Origin of the sequence: Bradyrhizobium sp. LVM 105, from assembly GCF_003957705.1 — a bacterium.
GTDB lineage: Bacteria > Pseudomonadota > Alphaproteobacteria > Rhizobiales > Xanthobacteraceae > Bradyrhizobium > Bradyrhizobium frederickii.
Genome location: NZ_QZMV01000004.1, coordinates 435,923 through 456,912, shown reverse-complemented (window position 1 = coordinate 456,912; position 20,990 = coordinate 435,923). Strand labels below are relative to the sequence as shown.

Below are 20,990 nucleotides of genomic sequence, written 5' to 3'. Positions count from 1 at the left end.
TGCCCACCATCATTCCGCGATATGAGGCAGGTGGTGGGCACGCTTCCGCCTTCGCTCTTCGAGCTACAGCGGACAAGTCGCTTTGCCCACCCTACGAATTGGCTTTCGCCAACAAGTGAATTACGGGCGCGCTTCCTTGCGCCCCTCTGACGCTGTCTCCTCACCCTTCGCTTCATTCCACAGCGCATCCATCTCGGCCAGCGACGCCTGCTCCAGCGTGTGTCCCTGCGCCTCCAGCGCGCGTTCGATATAGGCAAAGCGCCGCTCGAATTTCGCGTTGGTTGCGCGCAACGCCGCTTCCGGATCGGCATCGACGTGGCGGGCGAGGTTGACGAGGGCGAACATGAGGTCGCCGGTCTCTTCCGCCAACTCCTGCTTGTCGCCACGGTCGAGCGCGGCCTCGATCTCGTCGGCCTCCTCGCGGATCTTTGCCAGAACGGCGCGCGGGTCGTTCCAGTCGAAGCCGACGGTCGAGGCCTTGCGCTGCAGCTCCATGGCGCGGGTCAGCGCGGGCTGGCCGGCCTTCACGCCTGACAGCAGCGATTTGTGCGCCGGCGTCTCTTCGGGCGGCCGGCGCGCGGCGCGTTCGGCTTTCTCCTCGGCCTTGATGCGGTCCCAGACCTCCTTGACGTGGGACGAGGCGAGGTTGCCGTCCTTGTCTGCGAAGACATGGGGATGGCGTCGGATCATCTTGCGGGTGATGGCTTCGACGACGTCGCCGAACGCGAAAGCGTTCTGCTCCGACGCCATCTGGGCGTGGAACACCACCTGGAGCAGGAGGTCGCCGAGCTCTTCGCGGAGATCATCGAGGTCGCCGCGCGTGATGGCATCCACCACCTCATAGGCCTCCTCGATCGTGTAGGGTGCGATGGTCGCAAAATTCTGCTCGAGGTCCCAGGGGCAGCCGGTCACCGGCGTGCGCAACGCCGCCATGATCTCGATCAGGCGGGAAATATCGCGGGAAGGGGTCATTGCGGGGCTATTCTCCTGGCTCCCAGCTTTATGCCAAAAGCCGGCCGCCGTTCCCAGCGCGGGCGTGCGGAACGGGCCGATTTCCACCGATTGGCTGAGACGTCCCACAATGCTAAAGCGCGGGCCATGAGCGACACATTTTCATCGGAAACCGCGCTGGTGCTGTTTTCCGGCGGGCAGGATTCCACCACCTGCCTCGCCTGGGCGCTCAGCCGCTTTTCCCGCGTGGAGACGCTGGGATTCGACTACGGCCAGCGCCACGCCATCGAGCTCGCCTGCCGCGAGCGGCTGTTCGACGGCGTCAAGGCGTTGCGCGCTGATTGGGCCGCAAAGCTCGGCGACGGCCATACCCTGTCGATCCCGACGCTGGCGGCGGTGTCCGAGACCGCGCTGACGCGCGACGTCGCGATCGCGATGGGCGCCGACGGCCTGCCGAACACCTTCGTGCCCGGCCGCAACCTCGTATTCCTGACCTTCGCCGCGGCGCTGGCCTACCGGCGCGGTATCACGCACATCGTCGGCGGCATGTGCGAGACGGACTATTCCGGCTATCCCGATTGCCGCGACGAGACAATCCGCGCCATGCAGACGGCGCTCTCGCTCGGCATGGCCAGGAAGTTCGAGCTGCATACGCCCTTGATGTGGATCGACAAGGCCGCGACCTGGCAGCTGGCGCAGGATCTCGGCGGCGAGGGGCTGGTCGATCTGATCCGCGAGCACTCCCACACCTGCTATCTCGGCGAACGCGGCGCGCAGCACGATTGGGGCTATGGCTGCGGCGAGTGCCCGGCGTGCAGCCTGCGGGCGAAGGGGTGGCGGGAGTTTGTGGCGGGGCGGTGAGGGCTGTCACACCCACCGCCGTCATCCTGAGGTGCGCGCCCTTGCGCGCCTCGAAGGATGGGCTGCAAGCGCGCCCGGAGCCCATCCTTCGAGGCTTCACCTTGCGATGCAAGGCATCGCAAGGTTCGCGCCTCAGGATGACGGCGGAGAGTGGGGCGGCCGCCGTACAGCAATGGCAAAGGACTATCGAAAATCCTCCGGCCGCAGCTCGATCGGCTTGCCATGCGGCGTGCGGTCGGCGGCGCGGTCCCAGGCATCGCGATAGCGGTGCAGCGTGTCCGTCGAGGCGACGCCCTTGCTTGCCACCAGGCCTTCCAGCGTGGCGAGCCAGTGCAGGTAATAGGTCTCGCCGGTGTCAGGATCGCCCGCGGCCTGCGCTCGTTTGATCTGATGTGCGAGTGCTGCAGCCCATTCCGGCCAGGTGAACACCCCGCGCTCGTGCAGCGTCAGGGCCATCGCAAATGCATGCGCCTCCCAGGGCGCGCGGAACACCGGACCGTCGTCATCGCGCGGAATGCTGGGAATGGCCGCCGTCGCGGCAGCGGCAAGCGCGCTGCTCATCACGCCGGATCCAGATAGGGCTCGAAGGCATCGATCGACACCTTCAGGGTCGGATCGCCGTCCTCGCCCCAGAGGTCGCGGCCCTCGAACACGACCGTGTAAAGCCATTGCGGATGTTCGCCGCGCTCCATCGCCGCCGTATCAGGAAACACGTGGCAGCCGTGCTTGAGCTCGACAACGCCGACATGGCCGCGGACATAGCGCGGCAGCCTTGTATGCGTGGTCGGATGGATGTTCTTGGCGCGGACGCGATCGCCGATCTTGAACTTGGCGGGCGCCGGGGCGGGCCGGGCGAACTTGCCGCGCACCATCACCCGCTCGACATTGGCGAGATCGAACTTGCCGTGCTTGAGCGCCTTTGCGGGCTGCATCGCATGGCCGGCCTCGACCTCCTCCCTGGTGAGGTAGCCCTTCTCGATCAGCATCTCCTCGAGCCCGAGGAACCACTTCTTGTAATAGGAGCTCGAGAGGTACACGTGTGGCGGCAGCGTCTCGCGATAGTAACGCGAGGTGTCGATGTTGAAGGCGCCGGCCGCGCCCATCGCGCGCACCATCGCGAGCACACGTGACTCCCATTCCTCGTGGAACATCGGCTCGTTCGGCTCGGGCTCGACCTTGCCGAACCCGTCCATGCCACCCATGTCGTGCACGCCGTTCATGACGGCGCTCCCGGCGTCCTGGGAAAGCCTGTGCCGATCATGGAATCGCGGGTGACGAGCTCGGCGAGCTGCTCCTCGCTCCATCCCTCCGTGCCCGCTGGGCGCATCGGTAGCACCAGGAAGCGGGTCTCGGCCGTGGAATCCCATACCCGGATTTCCATGTCCTTGGGCAGGGTGACGCCGAAATCGGCGAGCACGCCGCGCGGATCCTTTACCGCACGCGAGCGGTAGGGCGCGGCCTTGTACCAGACCGGCGGCAGCCCCAGCATCTCCCAAGGGTAGCAGGAGCATAATGTGCATACGACCATGTTGTGGCGCTCGGGCGTGTTCTCGACCACGACGAGATGGTCGCCGACGCGGCTGACATGGCCGAGCGTGCCGATCGCCTTGGAGCCGTCCTCCAGCAGTGCCTTCTTGAAGGCCGGATCGGTCCAGGCCTTGGCGACGACGCGGGCGCCGTTGTGCGGGCCGATCTTGGTCTCGTAGGCCTGGATGATGGCATCGAGCGCGGCGGGCTCGACATAGCCCTTTTCCGTCAGGATGGTCTCGAGCGCGCGCACGCGCAGCTCGGTCTCCGACAGCTCGGAATGGTCGTGATCGTGGTCGTGGTGGTGCTCGCTCATGGCGCGAACATAGTCCCAGAATCCGGGCCTTGTCGAGGCGAAGACTCTGCTAACATCTCGCCATGGGCTGGCCTGGCGCTGTCCGCTGGCGGCCGAACGAGATATTTTCGGTCGACGAGATCTACGGCCGCAACATTATCGGCGAGAACGCTAGTGAGCCGGAGCACCGGCGCACCGGACGTCTGTGATCAAGAGCAACAAGAACAGGGGAGACTTCCGTTGACCAATTACGTGACGATCGAGAAGGGTCACGGGCCGGAGGGGCGGATCGCGATCGTGCGGTTCGACCGCAATGACGGCATCAATGCGCTGTCGCCCGAGGCGCTGCGCCAGCTCACCGCGGCCGCGCGCAGCTTCGAAGATGATGCGACAACCTCCGTCGTGGTTCTGACCGGCAGCGCCAGCGCGTTCAGTGCCGGCTTCGACTTGAAAGACGACGAGGGCCGCTCGCGCAACGAGATGGATCTCGGCACGCTGCGCCGGCACCTCAAGCTCGGGCCGCGCCTCACCCACGCCTGGCAGGAGATGGAGCAGATCACGATCGCGGCGATCGAGGGTTTTTGCGTCGGCGGCGGCGTCGCGCTGGCCGTGGCGCTCGACTTCCGCGTGATGGGGCACGACGCGCATCTGCGCGTGCCCGAGATCGGGCTCGGCATGAACATGAGCTGGCAGAGCATTCCGCGCATGCTGCATCTGATCGGACCCGCCCGCACCAAGCAGGCGGTGATCCTGGCCGACCAACGCATCTCGGCGGATGAAGCCTATGAGTGGGGCCTGGTGGAACAGGTGACCGATCCCGGCCATGCCTTCGAGGCCGCCATGGAGCTCGCCCGCAAGGTCGCCGCGCAGCCGCCGCTCTCGGTTGCGATGACGAAGCTCACGGTCAACCGGCTCGCGCATGCGCTGGACGATCTCGCCAGCCATATGGACGTCGATCAGTTCGCACTCGCCAGCTTCAGCGAGGATCACAAGGAGGGCGTTGAGGCATTCCTGGGCCGCCGCAAGCCACGCTTCAAGGGTCGGTAGCCAAGGCGCTCTCGGATATCCGGCGGATGAATTTTCTTGGGCTGGGGGCGATCGGGGAAATTTCGTCCATCTCCCTGCAAATATCTGCAATTGCAAGAAGGATCGGAAGAGGCGATGCTGTGTGCTGCGGATGCAGCGCGCGACTCCTTCGAGGCGGTTTGCTGCTGCTCCCCTTCCTCGTCGCCGATGCGACCGGCGCTTGTTTGCCTTCCGGGCGGACGAGAGAACTTTTGTGCATGAAGGCCGCTTCCATGAATGCCCATCAATCGCTTGCGATCGGACAGCCGATCGAGAGGTTCGAAGCGATTTCACCTGCTGCCGACGAACCGGAGGCGATGGTTCGTTTCGCCGGCATCTCGAAGACCTATCCCGCTTACCGCGGCAAGCCCGGCGTCAACGCGCTGCAAAATATCGACTTCGCCATTCCACGCGGATCCATCACGGGCGTGATCGGCCGCTCCGGCGCCGGCAAGTCGAGCCTGGTGCGGCTCATCAACGGACTGGAGAAGCCGACCACGGGCCGCGTGATCGTAGATGGCCGCGATATCTCGGCGCTGGCGGGCCGCGAGTTGCGGCTGGCGCAGCGCTCGATCGGCATGATCTTCCAGCATTTCAACCTGCTGTCCTCGCGCACTGCGGCCGACAACATTGCGCTGCCGCTGGAGATCGCCGGCTGGTCCAAGGCCGACATCAAGGCGCGCGTGACCGAGCTGCTCGCGCTCGTCGGCATCGCCGACAAGCATGACCGCTATCCGTCGGAGCTCTCCGGCGGCCAGAAGCAGCGCATCGGCATCGCCCGGGCGCTGGCGACGCGGCCGAGCGTGCTGTTGTCGGACGAGGCGACCTCCGCGCTCGATCCGCAGACCACGCGCGCGATCCTCGATCTGCTCGCCAACATCAACCGCGAGCTCGGGGTGACCATCGTGCTGATCACCCACGAAATGTCCGTGGTGCGCCAGCTCGCCAGGGACGTCGTCGTGCTCGACGCAGGTCATGTGGTCGAAAGCGGCCATGTCGCCGATATCTTCACGCACCCGAAGCATCCGATCACGCAGTCCTTCCTGGCCGAGGTGATCGGCGACAGCCTGCCGGTCTCGCTGGCGAGCCGGATCGTGGCGGCGCCGTCTGCCGACGGGCAGGCTGTGATCCGGCTCCAGGTGCGCGGAGCAGGGGCCGGCGACACCCTGGTCGCCCGGCTCGCCCGCGAGCTCGGCCTCGACGTGTCGTTGCTGTCGGCGCGCATCGACGAGATCGGCGGCCAGCAAGTCGGCTCGCTCGTTCTCGGCATTCCTCTCGGTATTCCCGGCGAGGACGCGGTGACGCGGACGCTGGCCTTTCTGTCTCAACATCAATTCCCGGCGGAGCATCTCGGCTATGTCGCCTGAGCTCATCAACCTGATCGTCCAGGCGACCTTCGAGAGCCTTTACATGGTCGGCATCGCGGCGCTGCTCGGCACCGCCTTCGGCCTGCCGCTCGGCGTCTTCCTCGCGACCAGCCGGAAGGGGGAGCTGTTCGCGGCTCCGATCGTCAATCGCGTGCTCGGCATCGTCGTCAATGCGACGCGGTCGACGCCCTTCATCATCATGGTCGTCGCCATCATCCCGTTCACGCGCCTCGTTGCCGGCACCTCGATCGGATCGACCGCGGCGATCGTGCCGCTGACGACCGCGTCGGCGCCGTTCATCGCGCGCCTGGTCGAAGCTGCGATCCGCGAGGTCGACGGCGGCCTGATCGAGACCGCGTCCTCGTTCGGCGCCTCGCCGCTTCAGATCGTGTTCAAGGTGTTGATCCCGGAGGCGCTGCCGGGACTTCTGCTGGCGCTGACGCTCGCGGTGGTCAGCCTGCTCGGCTATTCCGCCATGGTCGGCGCGGTCGGCGGCGGTGGCCTTGGTGATCTCGGCATCCGCTACGGCTATCAGCGCTTCATGCCGGAGATGATGCTGGCGGTCGTCGTTGTGCTGATTGCGCTGGTGCAGCTGGTTCAGAGCGCCGGCGACTATCTGGCACGCCGGGTCAATCGCCGGCTGCGGCATCGCTGAGAGACCGCTCCGTGCGGAACGGAGCGCAGATCGACAGTCTGGAAATATTCCAATTCTAAAGAGCGCGTCTCGCAGAATGCGCCTTGAGCTGCACAGCTCGCTTGAGCGCATTGGTCGCACGTGCTGCGCACACGTCTGGAGAAATTCTAGCCTCGTTCCTATCGCACTCCGAAACCGCCTGAGCTAGGGCGGAACATCAAGAACGATACCGGCAAAGCCGGCAGTGCGTGGGGCTTCGAAAGACGTGACCGACTTCCAATTTTCTTCGCGTGGCAACACGCGTTCTCGCCGGATCCAGATTCTCTGCCTCGGAGTGGTCAGCACGCTCTGCCTCGTCATTCCCTTCGGTTCCGCACAGGCCCAGACGCAGATTCCGGCTGTCACCGTCGATGCACCGGCTCAGCGCGCCCGTCCTGCGGCGATCGCTTCGTCGCGAAGATCGGCGACGCGGACCTCGCGCGCCAATCGCCGGTCTCCCGCGCAGCAGGCCGCGCTAACCCAGTCGGCATCATCGATCGGTGCTACGGGCGAGCGCGCCAACGGCCCGGTGCGCGGTTTCGTTGCCACGCGGAGCGGCACCGCCACCAAGACGGATACGCCGCTGATCGAAACTCCGCAGTCGGTGTCCGTGATCACCACCGACCAGGTCAGGAACCAGGGTGCGGTCTCGATCGGCGAGGCACTGCGCTACACCGCCGGCGTCAGCGGCGACGTCAATGGCGGCTCCGACACCCGCTTCGGCGCGCTCCAGATTCGCGGCTTCGACACGACCATGTCCGGCCTCTACGTCGACGGCCTGCGGATTCCCTCGAGCAACTACGTGCACTTCAACGGCCTCGATCCCTATGGCGCCGAGCGCCTGGAAGTGCTGAAGGGGCCGTCCTCGGCGATGTATGGCGGCAGCGGCACCGGCGGCATCCTCAACTACGTGACCAAGCTGCCGACCGCACAGCAGTTCGGCGAGGTCTCGATCTCCGGCGGCAGCTTCAACCGCTACCAGGGCCAGTTCGACATGGGCGGCCCCGCCAACAAGGAAGGCACCGTGCTGTGGCGCCTGACCGGCGTTGTCCGCGACGGCGAAACTCAGGTCGACTTCACCAAGGACAATCGCGTCTTCATCGCGCCCGCGGTCACGTTCAAGCCGAACGAGGACACGACGATAACACTGCTCGCCAACTATCAGCGCGACCGGGCAGGGTGGGGCCTTCAGTTCCTGCCGGCCTCGGGCACGGTCTGGCCGAACAACGGCCGCACCATCCCGGTCTCGTTCTTCGCGGGCGTGCCGAGCTTCGACGCCTTCAACACCGAGATCGCGACCGCCGGCTATCAGCTGTCGCACAATTTCACCGACAACATCACGTTCCGGCAGAACCTGCGCTACGCCTACCAGCACAACGAGGAGAAGGTCTTCTACGGCACCGGATACACCGACGAAGCGGCGGGACAGCTCGGGCGGTTCGGCAGCTACAGCAACTCGTACATCAACTCCTTCGCGGTGGACAACCAGCTCCAGGGCAAGTTTGTAACCGGCATCCTCAGCCATAATACCCTGGTCGGGCTCGACTATCGCAACACCACGTTCCGCGACACCGCCTTTGCCGTCACAACGTCGTCGCCGGAGCTCAACGTCTTCAATCCGGTCTACAGCTACGACTGGACCATGGGCGGGATGTACGACAACAAGGGCGTCAAGCAGTCGCAGCTTGGCCTCTACGCGCAGGATCAGATCAAGCTCGGCCGGCTCTCGTTCCTGCTCGCAGGTCGCCAGGACTTCGTGACGACCCAGGTCGACACCAATCTGGCCCCGGCCGATACGTCGGTCACGAAGGATGCCTCGGCCTTCACCGGTCGCGCCGCCGTCATGTACAATTTCGACAACGGCATCGCGCCTTATTTCAGCTATTCGGAATCGTTCCTGCCGGTGCTGGCGACCGGTCCGACCGGGCAGTTGCTCAATCCCGAAACCGGCGTGCAGTACGAGGTCGGCGTCAAGTACCAGCCGCTCGGCTGGAACGCGCTGTTTACCTTCGCGGCCTTCGACCTGACGCGCGACAACCTCAGCGTCTACGTGCCTACAACCACCTATTACGAACCGATCGGGCAGGTGAAATCGCGCGGCGTCGAGCTCGAAGGTTCGATGTCGCTCGCCGACGGCTGGAACTTGCGTGCCGCCTATGCCTATGTCGATGCCGTCGTCACGCAGGATCCGGTCAATGTCGGCAAGGCGCCGATCCCCGTGCCGCTCAACCGCGCTTCCTTGTGGAGCGACTACACGCTCCAGAACGGGCTGCTGGCGGGCTTGCAGTTCGGCGGCGGCATCCGCTATGTCGGCGCGACCTGGGGTGATGAGGCCAACACGTTCAAGGTGGGATCGGCCACGGTGCTGGACGCGCTGCTTGCCTACACCAGGGACAATTGGCGTCTGTCGGTGAACATCACCAATTTGGCGGATACGCGTTATGTCGCCGCCTGCTACGGCCTGTCGGGCTGCATGTACGCCGAAGGACGGAAAGCCATCGGCAAGCTGACCTACCGCTGGTGAGGTCAGATGCGGATGGTCCGGCGTACGAGCCGGATCATCCGGTGATACACATCGGGCAGAGGGGGCTGGCGGCCCGTGTTGCCACAGAGGCGGCCTGTCCGGCGATCAGAACGGATAGTGCCGCGGCCCGGTCTGCACGGTGATCCAGCGCAGCTCCGTGCAGATCGCATTCGCGCTCGGCTTCACGGACACTGCGTATTTCAGCCGCTTCTTCCGCAAGCGTACCGGCGAGGCACCGGGCGTATGGCGGCGGCGCGTCGCGGCACGGGCGCGAGCCGGGCGATCGAGGTCGACGCTGAATTCTGCCGACTGGCCGTGAGCGATCCAGAAGCGGGCGGCCGATCGCGCCGAACGCCTCGTCGCACGGCTCGTTTTCCAGTCTCGATAGATTCTAATGTTGCCGCTCTCGCACTGAAGCGATCCGTACGTTAGGCGATGGACGCAAGGGCCATCAGCAGGCAGACCGGCTGCCGGTGGTTCGAGTGAAGACGGTTCCGGGAATTGGGGGCCCGGTTCCCGGTGGAATGAGATCTGAGCGATGAGAGCGATATTGGGCAGGCTGCATCGGTGGGCGGGACTGCTCACGGCCGGATTCCTGTTCTTCTCCGGCATCACCGGCGCGATCATCTCCTGGGATCACGAGATCGACGACGTCCTGAACGGCCATTTGTTCGACGTCACCAGCAAGGGCCCGGCGATACCCTCGATCGAGCTCGCCAAGATGATCGAGCAGCGCGATCCCCGCGCGCGCGTCGTCTACCTCTTCATGACGCCGGAGGAGGGCCACTCGCTGTGGTTCTTCGTCATGCCGCGGATCGATCCCTCGACCGGCAAACGCTACGCGCTCGACTACAATCAGGTCTTTCTCGATCCCAACACCGGCGCGGAGCTTGGCCGGCGCTATTGGGGCGCGGTGTGGCCGGTGACGCGGGAGAATTTCGTCTCCTTCCTCTACAAGCTGCACTACACGATGCACATCCCGGAGTTCTGGGGCAGCGATCGCTGGGGCATGCGCGTGCTCGGCGTGATCGCCATCGTCTGGACCATCGATTGCTTCGTCGGCTTCTACCTGACGCTGCCCTCGCGCAGGCGCGCCAGGGCGGCGCGGGCGCCTAGCGTCGCGCGCCAGCTCGAGCGTGGCTTCTGGGCGCGCTGGGCACCGGCCTGGACCATCAAGACCTCGGGAAGCGCCTACCGGATCAATTTCGACATCCATCGCGCCTTCAGCCTCTGGACCTGGGGCGTGCTCTTCGTCATCGCCTTCACCGCGTTTTCGCTGAACCTCTATTTCGAGGTGTTCTCGCCGCTGATGAAGATGGTGTCGAACTATACGCCGACGCCCTATGAGCAGCGGCCCTATCGCGATCTCGACGATCCGATCGAGCCCAAGGTCAGCTTCGCCGAGATCGCCGCGCGCGCGGCGGCCGACGGCAAGGCGCGAGGCTGGACCATCCCGGTCGGCTCGATCAATTACGGCCCGGCCCACGGCGTCTATGCCGCCGCCTTCTTCCACCCCGGCGACGATCACGGCGCCGGCGGGGTCGGCCCGGCGCAGCTTTATTACGACAGCGAGGACGGCCGCCCGATCGGCGAACGGCTGCCCTGGGTCGGCACCGCCGCCGACATCTTCGTCCAGGCGCAATTCCCGCTGCATTCGGGCCGCATCGTCGGCCTGTTCGGCCGCGTCCTGATCTCGATCATGGGGCTGGTGGTGGCGGCGCTCTCGGTCACCGGCGTCGTGATCTGGTGGCGCAAGCGCCGCGCCCGGGTTCGTGTCCGCGAGACCGCGGCGGTGCGCTTGACCCGGCAGCTGACGCCGGCGGAGTAGGGTGCAACGGCGCGGTCGTTGCGGATGAACCTTCGCGCCTCGCAGCGGCACAAAGATGGAGATCGCCCCCAAGTCCGCGGACATTGAATGAGATTGCCTGCCTTGCTCTGCCTGCTCGTCCTGGCCACGCCCGCTGATGCGGCGACGCCCGAGCAGCACTATCTCGGCCTGCGCGATCGCTACATCGCAAAATTCTCGAAGGCCAAGGAGAGCGACGAGATCTACAAGCAGCACGATGCCGCTCTGAAAGAGCTCGCAGGCGTGCTGCGCGGCCTGGTGGGACCGGTCACGATCAAGGGACTTGCCGCGGACGGCACGTCGAACGTCGACACGCTGTTCCGGAGCGACGTCGGCTTCGGTCATCTCGACGGGCTCAGCTTCGCGACCGAAGACTACAAAACGCAGGCCGTGGTGACGACCACCACGCTGCTGACCCATTGGCTGCGCGAGCACCGCGACGACGGCATGCCGCAGGAAACGGGCGCGGCGTTCAGGTCGGATCGCTTTTATTACCACGCCATCCAGGACGCGGCATTCGCCAAATATGCCGAGCTGCCGATTGCCAAGCCCGCATCCGCGAGTGCTGCGTTCGCCGTGCTCGGCCTGCGCGGCAATGGCGGCCTGAAGGGTCCGCCGGATGAAATCGACGTCGTCGCGATAAGAGGCGACAGGGTGTACTTCATCGCCACAAGGGACGCCGTGAAGACGGCGGAGATCCCGGCCTGCGAGCGCGTGTGGAAGCAGATGATGGCGAAGCCCGTCAACAAGAAGGATCCGCGCGGCGACATGGCCAGGGAAGACCAGGCGATGGACGCCTACACCAGATGCTTCGCCAAGGAAGCGCCGAGCCAGAACTGGTACGCGGCGGCGGTCAAGAAGGCACAGAGCCAACTGGATCTGCTGCCGTTGCGCTAAAGCATGATCCGGAAAAGTGCGCAGCGGTTTTCCGAAATGATCATGCGCAAACAACAACCGCACCTTACGCCGACAACTCGACCGCCTTGCCGGCGTCATCGATCAGGTGCACGCGGTCGATATCGGCGCGCGGCAGCAACGATTGAATCTCGTTTTCCGGCATCAGGCTGAACGCCGTCGAAAATGCATCCGCGGCGGTCGCGCTGCGGGAAACCGTCGTCACGCTGCGATAGCGGCGCGCACAGCCACCCGATTTGGGATCGAACAAATGGTTGAAGCGCGCGCCGACATCGAACTGGCAGCCGTAGCCGCCCGAGGTGGAGACGGCGCGATCGACGATCGGCAGCACGGTTTTCGTCTGGCCGACAACGTCCGGATCGGCGATGCCGACCTCCCAGGGGCGTCCGTCCGGACGTGAGCCGATCGCCCGGGCTTCACCCATGTCGACCAGGCTGTGAGAGACGCCGTGCGTCCGGAGTAGGTCCACCACCTTGTCCGTGACGTAGCCTTGCGCGATCCCGTTCAGGGTCACGGCCATGCCCCTGGGCATCACGATCCGGTCGCGGCTGACCGACAGCCGATGGCTGCCGACCCGCGCCAGCGCGGCCGCGATCGCGGCCGGCGGAGGACCAGCGGGATCGGCGTCGTCTCGCGCGAAATGGCCGGCATAGAGTTCCCACAGTGGTTGCACCGTGACGTCGAACAGGCCGCCCGTCAGCGTGGCATAGCGCTGCGCGGCCGACAGCAGATCGACCATCTCGGCGGCGGGATCGATCAGGACACCGGTCCGGTTCAGCGCGACCAGGGCGGAATCCGCGAGGTAAAGGCTGAACAGCCGTTCGAGCCGCCGCGCCTCGGCGCAGGCCAGCACGATCAGTCGCTCCGCCCGGCTGCGATCTTCGTCGTGGATCTCCATCGTCGCGACCGCGCCCAGCATCGTGCCGCGCCAGGTCACCGGCGCGGCCTCTGCACGAACGGGATGCCCCGCGGCCAGCGCGCCGAAGCCCGCCGTCGCCGCGCTGATCCGGATGAAGCGTCGGCGCGTCAGGGTGCGCGTCATGGCGTCCTCCTCGGTCGTTCGCCTGGCGAGCCCTCGGCCGCTTCGTCGGCCGCGGCGGCGCCGGTGGCATTCGCCGACGCCAGGACGTAGTCCCGCGGCACCTCGTCGAAGCCGACGATCCTGCCGCCGTTTTCACCGGCGAACTTCTCCGCCGCCGCCCGGTCCGAAAACGGAACGGCCTCGTCGCCGCCCATGCCGCTCCTGACCCGGCTCTCGATCACGAACAGCGCCTTGCGCGCCTCGATCCAATTGTCGGCGCCGGGCTTGTCCCAGCCCGACGCCTTGCCCATGTCGGACACGTAGATCGCCAAAATGTCCTTCGGCTCGTCCGGCAACATGGTGAAGGCGATGGTGTCGCGCACCGACGAGAACCACACGGGCGCGATCAGGCTCGCGGCGAAGATGTGGCCCTTCGGGCCCGGATGCTCGAGCACGTTCATGCCGCAGTAATGGCCGATGTCTTCCGCCGTCATCCGATGCGGCGGCGGGACCTTCGCCACCTGCTTGTCGTTGCAGCCGGCGAGCGCCAGCGGCACGAGCAGGGCGAGAAGCAACGTTCGGCGCTTCATAGCTCCCTCCGCGAGAAGGCGAGCGCGGCCAGCCCCAGCGGCAGCAGCGTCCAGCCGAGCAGGGCGGTCAGCAGGACCGGTATCGTCAGGGACGTGGTTTGGGCAAGACCGGCCATGCCGGCGAAGGTGCTGACATTGGCGAAGCCGGTGAGGTTGATCAGCCGGTAGGCGTCGGTCGGGTTCGCCAGCAGCATGGCGTTGAGCGCGGCCGCCGAGATGCTGCGTCCCTGATCGAGCGCAAGCACGCCCAGCAGCGCCATGTCGTAGATCAGCACCAGCAGCAACCACAATCCGATGCAGATGCCGGCCGCCGTTCCGCGATCGCGCACGAGCGCGCTGACCAGATATCCGATGGCGACGAAAGCTGCGCCGAGCAGCACCGAGGAGCCCACCATGGCCGCGAAGGCCAGGAAACTATCGCGATCGATCTGGCTGCCGGTCGCCGCCAGCGCGCCGACCGCCGCGCCGTAGCCGAGGCAGGTCGCAAAGGCGAGCACGGCGAGGTGGCCCAGGAACTTGCCGAGCAGCACCTGCCATCGCGCCACCGGGTAGCTCAGCAGCAACAGCATCGTCCCCCGTTCCATCTCGCCGACGATGGCATCGTGGGAGATCAGAAGCGCGATCAGCGGAACGAGAAAGATCGTCAGGCTCGACAGGCTGACGACGACCACGTCCAGCGTGCGGACGCCCACGTTCCCGGTTGGCGCGCTGCCGAGAAAAGTCAGCGACAGCGCAAGCCCGGCGAGCAGGAGCGTTGCGGCAAGCACCCAGCGATTGCGGATGGCCTGGTGGATTTCCTTGGCGGCGATGATCAGGACGTTCATGGCGCCCGCTCCGATTGCCGAAGAAAGTGAGCGTAGAGCTCGTCGAGGGTCGGCGGGACCACGTCGACATCCTCCACGGCATTGCCGGCGGCCGTGGCGCGGTGCAGCAGCTCGATCTTCCGCTCCGGCGCGGCGTCGATCTCGACGATGTGGCCGTTCAAGCGGCGGCAGGTCGCATCCTGCGGCGCCCAGCCCGGGATCTCGCTCGGGGCCAGGCCTGCGACCTTGAGACGGATCCTGGTGGGCAGCCGGGCGAGACGACGCAGCTCGTCGATCGATCCGTCCGCGACCTTGATGCCGCGGTTCATGATGATGACCCGGCCGGCGCGCTCCTCGAGCTCGGTGAGCGCATGCGACGACAGCAGCACCGTTGTGCCGCCGGCGGCGAGCCGTGCGATGATGTCATAGAACGTCTGCCGCAACTCCGGATCAAGGCCGGTGGTCGGCTCGTCCAGCAGCAGCACGCGCGGCGCCCCAAGCAGCGCCTGCGCGAGGCCCAGCCGTTGGCGCATGCCCTTCGAGTAGGTGCTCACCCGGCGGCGGCTGGCGGCGCCGAGCCCGACGGTGTCGAGCAGACCGAGCGCCTTGGCCACGGGCTCCCGCTTCAGCCGGGCGTAGAAGGCCTGCGTCTCGCGGCCGGTGAGGGCAGGGTCGAAGGAGACGTTTTCGGGCAGATAGCCGAGCTGGCGCCGGCCGGCGAATTCGCCAGCGGCCGGATTGTCTCCGAGCACCGCGATGGCGCCGCTGGTTGGCCGGATCAACCCCAGCATGAGCTTCAACAGCGTGGTCTTGCCGGCGCCGTTGTGACCGATCAAGGCGACCAGCTCGCCTTCTCCAAGCGAGAACGAGGCATCGCGCACGGCCTCGACCCGGCCATACCTCTTGGTGACGTCGCTGACGCGTACCGTGCCGGTCATCGCGTCTCCTTCGGCGTGCTCTGCGGCGGCGATACCAGCGGATGGCTGTCGACCACGCCGCCGGGCAGCAACGCCGGAAACTGCGCCTGCGCCCAGCGGATCACCTGAACGGCGGGGCTGTTGATCAGGACCTTCGCAGCCGGCGCCGTCCACAGCACGCGGTCGATGAGGTCGTTCGGCCGATATGCCGTGTCGGCTATGCCGTCCCCGTTGAGGTCGAATGCCGGATTGTCGCTCCAGTAATTGCCGCGCCCGCCGGTCGACCAGTCGAGGTGCCGGGTGCCGACATATTTCACCTGATTGGCGTTGCTGACGAAGGCATTGCCGGTGATTTCGTTGCCTTCGGAGCCGGCCGTGAAGTGCACGCCGATGGCGCAACGCTCGAACCAGTTGTTGCGGAATTTGTTGTGATTGGTGTTGTAGATGAACACGCATTTCTCCGGGCCGCTCTTCAGAGTGCTCTCCCGTTTCGGCTGCGGAAGCATGCCTCGCTCGTCGTTGGGACCGTCGTCCGCCCTGTCCACCATCGTGTCCAACGGGCCACCAATCACCCGATTGCCGTCGATTTCCGCATAGTTTGCATAGTTGAACAGAAGCCCGTGATCGCGGTCGTGATCGGAGATGTTGCCGCGGATCACCAGCCGGTTCGAATACATGATGGCGTAACCGACATGGTTGCCGATCGAAACGTTGCCGCTCACTTCGCTGTCGTTGGTGTACATGTAATGGATCGCGAAGCGGACCTGCTCGAAGCGGTTTCCGACGAAGCGGTCCTTTCGGCTTGAAATGGTGAAGATGCCGTCGCGGCCGTAGCGGAACTTGTTGTTTGCGATGGTGACGTCGGGCGCATTCCACAGCGAGACGCCGTTCCCGGCCTCGCTGAGCCGCCCGCCACGCAGTCCATCGATCTCGTTGCCGGCGACGCGCGAGCCCTGGGCGCCATGCACATAGACGCCGAACAGGTTGCCCACCAGCCGATTGTCCTCGATGGTCGCGCGTTCGGCCGTCTTCTGCAGAAATATCCCGGAATTCATCGTCTGCAGGTCGCGCCCGGACGCCCGGATGGTCAGACCGCGGACGGTGACATCGGGGGCGCTGACCGTGATGACGTTGCCCGAGCCGTCGCCGTCGAGCACCGCCTCGCGACTCCCGACCAGCTGCAGGGGACGCTCGATCCGGATCGAACCGTGGTATTCGCCAGGCGCAAGCTCGATGACGTCGCCGGCGCGCGCGCCATCCAGCACTGCTTGCAGCGACTGGCCGGGCGCAGCCGTCAACGTCTCCGCACTGGCGAAGCCGGACAATCCGGCGGCGACCAGCGCCGCCGGAAACATGCGCAACAATGGACCCACGAGGTCGCTCCGATCAGATCGACTTCAAACCGATTTGGGCTCGACGAACATCCGGCCCTTCATCTCCATGTGCATGGCGTGGCAGAACCAGGAGCAATAGTACCAATAGACGCCTGGCTTGTCGGCGGTGAAGGTTATCGACGAGGTGGCCATCGGCCCGATCTCCATGTTGATGCCGTAGTTGACGATACAGAAGCCGTGCGTGAGGTCTTCGACCGCGTCGATATTGGTGATGAAGACGGTGACCTCCTCGCCCTGCTTGACCTGGAACTGCTCGAGGCCGAAGGCGGGGGCGGTGGACGTCATGTAGACGCGCACCTTGTTGCCGTCGCGAATGAGCTTCGAATCCGCCTCGAGGTTGATGCCGTCGGCCTTGGCCTGCTTGACCGCATCGGCAAATATCGGATCCGCGCGGTCATAGATCGAGATCGGGTTGATCTTGGAGCGGTGGACGATGGTGGCGTCATGCGGCTCGGCGAAGCTCGGGCCGTCATGCACCAGCTTCATCTGATCGCCTGAGATATCGATCAGCTGATCGTTCTCCGGCTTGAGCGGCCCGACGTTCAGGAAGCGATCCTTCGAGAACTTGTTCAGCGAGATGAGCCACTTTCCATCGGCCTCCTTGGTCTGCCCCATCGAGGTATGGTTGTGACCGGGCTGATAGTGCACGTCGAGCTTCTGGAGGATGGGATTGACCTTCTCACCCTTGAAGGCCCGCTTGGCGAGGTCGATGCTCCACTTGCAGACCTGGCTGTCGAGGAACAGCGTGGTGTAGGCGTTGCCCTTGCCGTCATAGGCGGTGTGCAACGGGCCGAGGCCAAGTTCGGGCTCGGCGACGACGACGTCGCGGGGCTTGATCTTGTCGTCGAACAGATCGTCGAATTTGCGCACGTCCATCACGGTCACGGTCGGCGAGAGCTTTCCGGCCGCCACGATGTGGATGCCGTCGGGAGCCGTGTTCATGCCGTGCGGATTGTTCGAGACCGGAATGTAGCGGGTGTAGGCCGAGCCTTTGCGGCCGTCGATGACGGGCACGCCGTTCATTTCCTTGAAGTCGCCCTTCTTCAGGGCTTCCTCGATCCGCTTGATGTTGAAGATGACCACCCAGTCCTGTTCGCTGGCGGTCATTTCCGCGAGGGTGACGCCTTCCTCACCGTTGTAGCAGGTCGCGAAGCAATACTTGCCCTGGTAGTCGGCATCGACGTTGTCGAGGTTGCCGCTGACGATCACCTGCCAGGCCACCTTCATCGTGTCGCCGTCGATCGCCGTGAAAATGGAGCGATATTGCTTGGGATCGTCGAGGATCTTGCCGTCGTTGGGCAGCGGTACGCCGTCCTCGCCGTTGGCGAAGACATAGCCCGTGCGCGGATATTTCTGCAGGCGCAGGCCGTGGACGGTGTGCTGGTTCGGCAGCTCGATGATCTTGTCGCATTTCATGATGTCGAGCCGCACCCGCGCGACGCGGCTGTTGGCCTTGTCGTTCATGAAGGCATAGCGACCGTCATAGGTGCCGTCCGTGAACGAAACGTGCGGGTGGTGGAGATCGCCGTTCAGGTACGTGCCACCGCGGTTCTTGAGGAACTCGCGGGTGGCGGGCTGCATCCCCTCGGTCAGGACCTTGAGGCTCTCGTTGGTCTGGCCCCAGCCGGTGGCGCTGCAACGGTTGAACACCGGGACGCGCATCAATTCGCGCATCGAGGGAAGGCCGATGATGCGCATCTCGCCGGACTGGCCGCTGGAGAAGAACACGTAATATTCGTCGAGCTCTCCCGGCGCGACCTCGGTCTTCTGCACGGCTGGCCGGGCCGCGGGCGCTTTCGGCGCAGCATTCTTGGTCTGCGCGTCCGCGGACGAGACGAAGCCGCCGTCCTTCATCGCGACTCCGCCGGCAAGGCCCACGCCTGCTGCGGCCGCCGTCGTTCCCAGCACTGTTCGTCGGCTGACGCCCTTTGCCTGTTCGTTCTCGCTCATGATAGCCTCCTCGGCTTTCGGTTTAGTTGGGTGGTGGAGAGATGACTGCCGACGCGCCGACAGGTTTGCCGCCGGCGGTGATGACGGTCGCGGGACCCTTGCCGCTCGAGCGCATCGAGGGCGAGGACATGGCCGCGAACTTCTCGCGCTTCAGCCGCACCTGGATCATGTGCGGGCAGCGGTGGTCGTCGTAATAGAGTTCCTGGCAGTGCATGCAGTAGATGCACTCATTGACGTTGATGTGCCCCTCGGGATGGATCGACTGCACCGGGCATTCCTTGGCGCAGCGTTGGCAGGGAGATCCGCATTCTTCCCAGCGCCGCAGCCATTCGAACGTCCTCATGCGGCCGGGAATGGCAAGCGCCGCGCCGAGTGGACAGAGGTAGCGACAGAAGAAGCGCTCGATGAAGAGGCCGATGACGAGCAGGGCGACGGCGTAGGCGACGAACGGCCAGCTCCGCGAAAACTTCAGGATGATCGCCGTCTTGAACGGTTCGACCTCGGCAAATCGCTCGGCCATCTCGACGGAGTAGAGCGACAGCCCAAACAGCCCGAGGAAGATGATGTATTTGATCGGCCACAGCCGCTCGTGCAGTCCCCACGGCACGGTGATCTGCGGCACCTTCAGCCATTTCGCGGCCGTGTTGGTGAGCTCCTGGAGCGCGCCGAAGGGACACAGCCAGCCGCAGAACGGGCCGCGGCCCCAGAACAGAAGCCCGCCGGCGGTGGCGGCCCACAGAATGAAGATCAGGGGAGCGGCGAGGAAGAATTCCCAGCGGAAGCCCGTCACCAGCGCATTCATGAAGGTGACGACGTTGACGACGGAGAGCTGCGCGTTGGCGTACCAGCCAAGCCAGACCAGAACGACGGCGAGATAGCCTCGTCGCACCCATGTGTACAACACCGGGCGGGCCACCAGCAGGTTCTGGAAGAAGAAGATGCCGGTGAGGGCGGCCAGCATGAATGCGGTGAAGCCGATCGAAACCGTGCTCGACCGCCAGATCCGCATCCAGAGCGGCTCGTCTGCCTCCGTGGCCGGTGCGGTCGCAGCACCTGCTTGCGAGGCCGGAGGCTCCGCACTCTCCGGCACCGTCACCGCGCGCTGCTCGCGGCGTATGTAGCTGTCGGGCAGGGCGTAGCCGAGGTCGAAAGTCAGGAATGCCTTGTCGCGGCCGCCGAGGCTCCGCTGCACCAGCAGCTGAACCTGCCACGGCTGCGTCGGATCGAGGGTGAACTCGGGAGGGGTGACGAACAGGCCGATTTCCCTGAACTCGGGCGCGCCGGCCGCGTCCAGTGCACCGAGGCGTGTATGGTTGCGGTCGCGGAACCGGGTGCTGTTGCCTTCCTGCAGGATCTCGATGCGGTCGAAGATGCCGCCGCGGACATAGGCCGAACCCTTGAAAGAGTAGGGACCGTTACCGGCGACGATGATCGCCTGCTGCCCGGGCTTCAGGCCGTCCTTCAACCGTCGATAGCCGTCTTCGCCGAGCAGGCTGCGGCCGATCGTGGGCGCACTCACGAGCGCGACATAGAGGTCGATGAAGGTGTCGCTGGCCTCACCCGGCTCGGGGTATTGGATCGCCGCCGCGCTGCCGGACTTTGCAAAGGCATCGTTGATGTCGCCGATGCTGAGATGAAGCCGGCGTATCGATCCATCGCCGACGAGGCTCTCCCAGTCGCGGACTTCACTTTGTTCGAGATCGAGCGTCTTGATGACGGGGGGCAGGGCTGTCGCAGCCGCAGCGCCGTCGCCGCCGCCGACGCGACCGCTCCGGATGAGCTTGGTCGCCGCGCGGACGACACTGTCGCCCATCACCAGCACGGTGACGGTTGCACCGCTCACGATATCGACCTGCGGCGGCCTCTCGGCCCCACTTGCGACAGGCTTCATGTCCTTGCCGATCAGGCCATTCACGGCCGCGACGATGCGCGCTTCCGGAATGCCGATCAGCACGATCGGCTCCTTGTGATCGACCAGCTTGATGCCGGTGATGACACCCGTCGGGTCGATCCCGGCCAGCAGGTGAATCGGCTTGCCGGAATAACCGACAGAGTTCGCGAAATCGGAGTTGAGGAAGACAAACCCCTGCAGCTGGTCGCCGCGGTACACCGGCGCGATCGGCGGATCGCCTTGCGGGGGGCCGAAGCGATCAGCTCCCGGGAAGAAGTCCGCAGGCGCAAGCTTCTGCAGATATGTCGGCAAATCACCGGCGGCGCAGGCAGGCGAAATATAAGTCAGACACATCAGCAGCAAGCCGGCGAGCGCTAACGCTGCAAGATTCGCGAAGGCG

General features: G+C 65.3%; 19 protein-coding genes. 8 read left to right on the top strand and 11 right to left on the bottom strand.

From position 1 onward, the window contains the following. Positions 1-120: 120 nt before the first annotated feature. Positions 121-972 (bottom strand): nucleoside triphosphate pyrophosphohydrolase, encoded by an 852-nt coding sequence (gene mazG / locus D6B98_RS14610; protein WP_126257685.1) that lies wholly within the window; start codon positions 970-972, stop codon positions 121-123. A 126-nt stretch (positions 973-1,098) separates the two neighbouring features. On the opposite strand from mazG, the gene queC reads away from it, so the two are divergent. After that, complete coding sequence (gene queC / locus D6B98_RS14605) at positions 1,099-1,812, top strand: 7-cyano-7-deazaguanine synthase QueC (RefSeq protein ID WP_126257684.1); 714 nt, start codon at positions 1,099-1,101, stop codon at positions 1,810-1,812. Between the two features lie 183 nt (positions 1,813-1,995). On the opposite strand, the gene D6B98_RS14600 is transcribed toward queC, so the two are convergent. From D6B98_RS14600 to nthA, 3 genes are read right to left on the bottom strand one after another with little or no spacing between them, the layout of a single operon-like run. After that, entirely contained in the window at positions 1,996-2,373 is a 378-nt protein-coding gene (locus tag D6B98_RS14600) for a nitrile hydratase accessory protein (RefSeq protein ID WP_164718602.1), read from the bottom strand. After that, a complete protein-coding gene (gene nthB / locus D6B98_RS14595; protein WP_126257682.1) occupies positions 2,373-3,032 on the bottom strand; it encodes a nitrile hydratase subunit beta in 660 nt (219 codons plus the stop codon). The genes D6B98_RS14600 and nthB overlap by 1 nt, the downstream gene beginning before the upstream one ends. Then, positions 3,029-3,655, bottom strand: coding sequence for a nitrile hydratase subunit alpha (gene nthA / locus D6B98_RS14590; RefSeq protein WP_126257681.1), 627 nt, complete (start codon positions 3,653-3,655; stop codon positions 3,029-3,031). The genes nthB and nthA overlap by 4 nt, the downstream gene beginning before the upstream one ends. A 219-nt stretch (positions 3,656-3,874) precedes the next feature. Between nthA and D6B98_RS14585 the strand changes: the two genes are divergently transcribed. From D6B98_RS14585 to D6B98_RS14555, 7 genes are all read left to right on the top strand, one after another. Continuing rightward, on the top strand, positions 3,875-4,681 hold the full coding sequence (locus D6B98_RS14585; protein ID WP_126257680.1) for an enoyl-CoA hydratase/isomerase family protein: 807 nt from the start codon (positions 3,875-3,877) through the stop codon (positions 4,679-4,681). Between the two features lie 236 nt (positions 4,682-4,917). After that, entirely contained in the window at positions 4,918-6,066 is a 1,149-nt protein-coding gene (locus D6B98_RS14580; protein ID WP_205680484.1) for a methionine ABC transporter ATP-binding protein, read from the top strand. Then, positions 6,056-6,721, top strand: coding sequence for a methionine ABC transporter permease (locus D6B98_RS14575; RefSeq protein WP_126257679.1), 666 nt, complete (start codon positions 6,056-6,058; stop codon positions 6,719-6,721). The genes D6B98_RS14580 and D6B98_RS14575 overlap by 11 nt, the downstream gene beginning before the upstream one ends. 547 nt (positions 6,722-7,268) lie before the next feature. After that, a complete protein-coding gene (locus tag D6B98_RS14570) occupies positions 7,269-9,263 on the top strand; it encodes a TonB-dependent siderophore receptor (RefSeq protein WP_164718630.1) in 1,995 nt (664 codons plus the stop codon). A gap of 139 nt (positions 9,264-9,402) precedes the next feature. Continuing rightward, entirely contained in the window at positions 9,403-9,582 is a 180-nt protein-coding gene (locus D6B98_RS41700) for a helix-turn-helix domain-containing protein (protein ID WP_349644814.1), read from the top strand. A 219-nt stretch (positions 9,583-9,801) separates the two neighbouring features. Further along, positions 9,802-11,091, top strand: a complete 1,290-nt coding sequence (gene fsrB, locus D6B98_RS14560; protein WP_126257677.1) for a siderophore utilization protein FsrB — start codon at positions 9,802-9,804, stop codon at positions 11,089-11,091. Between the two features lie 87 nt (positions 11,092-11,178). Continuing rightward, positions 11,179-12,006, top strand: a complete 828-nt coding sequence (locus D6B98_RS14555) for a hypothetical protein (RefSeq protein WP_126257676.1) — start codon at positions 11,179-11,181, stop codon at positions 12,004-12,006. A gap of 64 nt (positions 12,007-12,070) precedes the next feature. Here D6B98_RS14555 and D6B98_RS14550 read toward each other — a convergent pair whose 3' ends face one another. Genes D6B98_RS14550 through D6B98_RS14520 form a run of 7 tightly spaced genes read right to left on the bottom strand, consistent with a single transcriptional unit; the run spans position 12,071 to position 20,944 of the window. Continuing rightward, a complete protein-coding gene (locus tag D6B98_RS14550) occupies positions 12,071-13,066 on the bottom strand; it encodes an FAD:protein FMN transferase (protein ID WP_126257675.1) in 996 nt (331 codons plus the stop codon). Next, complete coding sequence (locus D6B98_RS14545; RefSeq protein WP_126257674.1) at positions 13,063-13,635, bottom strand: nitrous oxide reductase accessory protein NosL; 573 nt, start codon at positions 13,633-13,635, stop codon at positions 13,063-13,065. Before D6B98_RS14545 ends, D6B98_RS14550 begins: the two co-directional genes overlap by 4 nt. Continuing rightward, positions 13,632-14,459: an ABC transporter permease subunit gene (locus tag D6B98_RS14540; protein ID WP_126257673.1), complete on the bottom strand. Its 828-nt coding sequence runs from the start codon at positions 14,457-14,459 to the stop codon at positions 13,632-13,634. Before D6B98_RS14540 ends, D6B98_RS14545 begins: the two co-directional genes overlap by 4 nt. Beyond that, positions 14,456-15,376, bottom strand: a complete 921-nt coding sequence (locus D6B98_RS14535) for an ABC transporter ATP-binding protein (RefSeq protein WP_126257672.1) — start codon at positions 15,374-15,376, stop codon at positions 14,456-14,458. Before D6B98_RS14535 ends, D6B98_RS14540 begins: the two co-directional genes overlap by 4 nt. Further along, entirely contained in the window at positions 15,373-16,710 is a 1,338-nt protein-coding gene (locus tag D6B98_RS14530; RefSeq protein ID WP_126257815.1) for a nitrous oxide reductase family maturation protein NosD, read from the bottom strand. The genes D6B98_RS14535 and D6B98_RS14530 overlap by 4 nt, the downstream gene beginning before the upstream one ends. Positions 16,711-16,752: 42 nt before the next feature. Then, complete coding sequence (gene nosZ / locus D6B98_RS14525) at positions 16,753-18,699, bottom strand: TAT-dependent nitrous-oxide reductase (RefSeq protein WP_126257671.1); 1,947 nt, start codon at positions 18,697-18,699, stop codon at positions 16,753-16,755. 22 nt (positions 18,700-18,721) lie between these two features. Next, entirely contained in the window at positions 18,722-20,944 is a 2,223-nt protein-coding gene (locus D6B98_RS14520; RefSeq protein WP_245481388.1) for a NosR/NirI family protein, read from the bottom strand. Positions 20,945-20,990 lie beyond the last annotated feature (46 nt).

Coding starts and splice junctions, on each gene's coding strand:
- D6B98_RS14535 (WP_126257672.1), bottom strand. CDS start 15,376: ATGACCGGCACGGTACGCGTCAGCGACGTCACCAAGAGGTATGGCCGG.
- D6B98_RS14580 (WP_205680484.1), top strand. CDS start 4,918: ATGAAGGCCGCTTCCATGAATGCCCATCAATCGCTTGCGATCGGACAG.
- nthA (WP_126257681.1), bottom strand. CDS start 3,655: ATGAGCGAGCACCACCACGACCACGATCACGACCATTCCGAGCTGTCG.
- mazG (WP_126257685.1), bottom strand. CDS start 972: ATGACCCCTTCCCGCGATATTTCCCGCCTGATCGAGATCATGGCGGCG.
- D6B98_RS14555 (WP_126257676.1), top strand. CDS start 11,179: ATGAGATTGCCTGCCTTGCTCTGCCTGCTCGTCCTGGCCACGCCCGCT.
- nthB (WP_126257682.1), bottom strand. CDS start 3,032: ATGAACGGCGTGCACGACATGGGTGGCATGGACGGGTTCGGCAAGGTC.
- D6B98_RS14530 (WP_126257815.1), bottom strand. CDS start 16,710: ATGTTTCCGGCGGCGCTGGTCGCCGCCGGATTGTCCGGCTTCGCCAGT.
- D6B98_RS14520 (WP_245481388.1), bottom strand. CDS start 20,944: ATGTGTCTGACTTATATTTCGCCTGCCTGCGCCGCCGGTGATTTGCCG.
- D6B98_RS14545 (WP_126257674.1), bottom strand. CDS start 13,635: ATGAAGCGCCGAACGTTGCTTCTCGCCCTGCTCGTGCCGCTGGCGCTC.
- D6B98_RS14540 (WP_126257673.1), bottom strand. CDS start 14,459: ATGAACGTCCTGATCATCGCCGCCAAGGAAATCCACCAGGCCATCCGC.
- queC (WP_126257684.1), top strand. CDS start 1,099: ATGAGCGACACATTTTCATCGGAAACCGCGCTGGTGCTGTTTTCCGGC.
- fsrB (WP_126257677.1), top strand. CDS start 9,802: ATGAGAGCGATATTGGGCAGGCTGCATCGGTGGGCGGGACTGCTCACG.
- D6B98_RS14600 (WP_164718602.1), bottom strand. CDS start 2,373: ATGAGCAGCGCGCTTGCCGCTGCCGCGACGGCGGCCATTCCCAGCATT.
- D6B98_RS14550 (WP_126257675.1), bottom strand. CDS start 13,066: ATGACGCGCACCCTGACGCGCCGACGCTTCATCCGGATCAGCGCGGCG.
- nosZ (WP_126257671.1), bottom strand. CDS start 18,699: ATGAGCGAGAACGAACAGGCAAAGGGCGTCAGCCGACGAACAGTGCTG.
- D6B98_RS14575 (WP_126257679.1), top strand. CDS start 6,056: ATGTCGCCTGAGCTCATCAACCTGATCGTCCAGGCGACCTTCGAGAGC.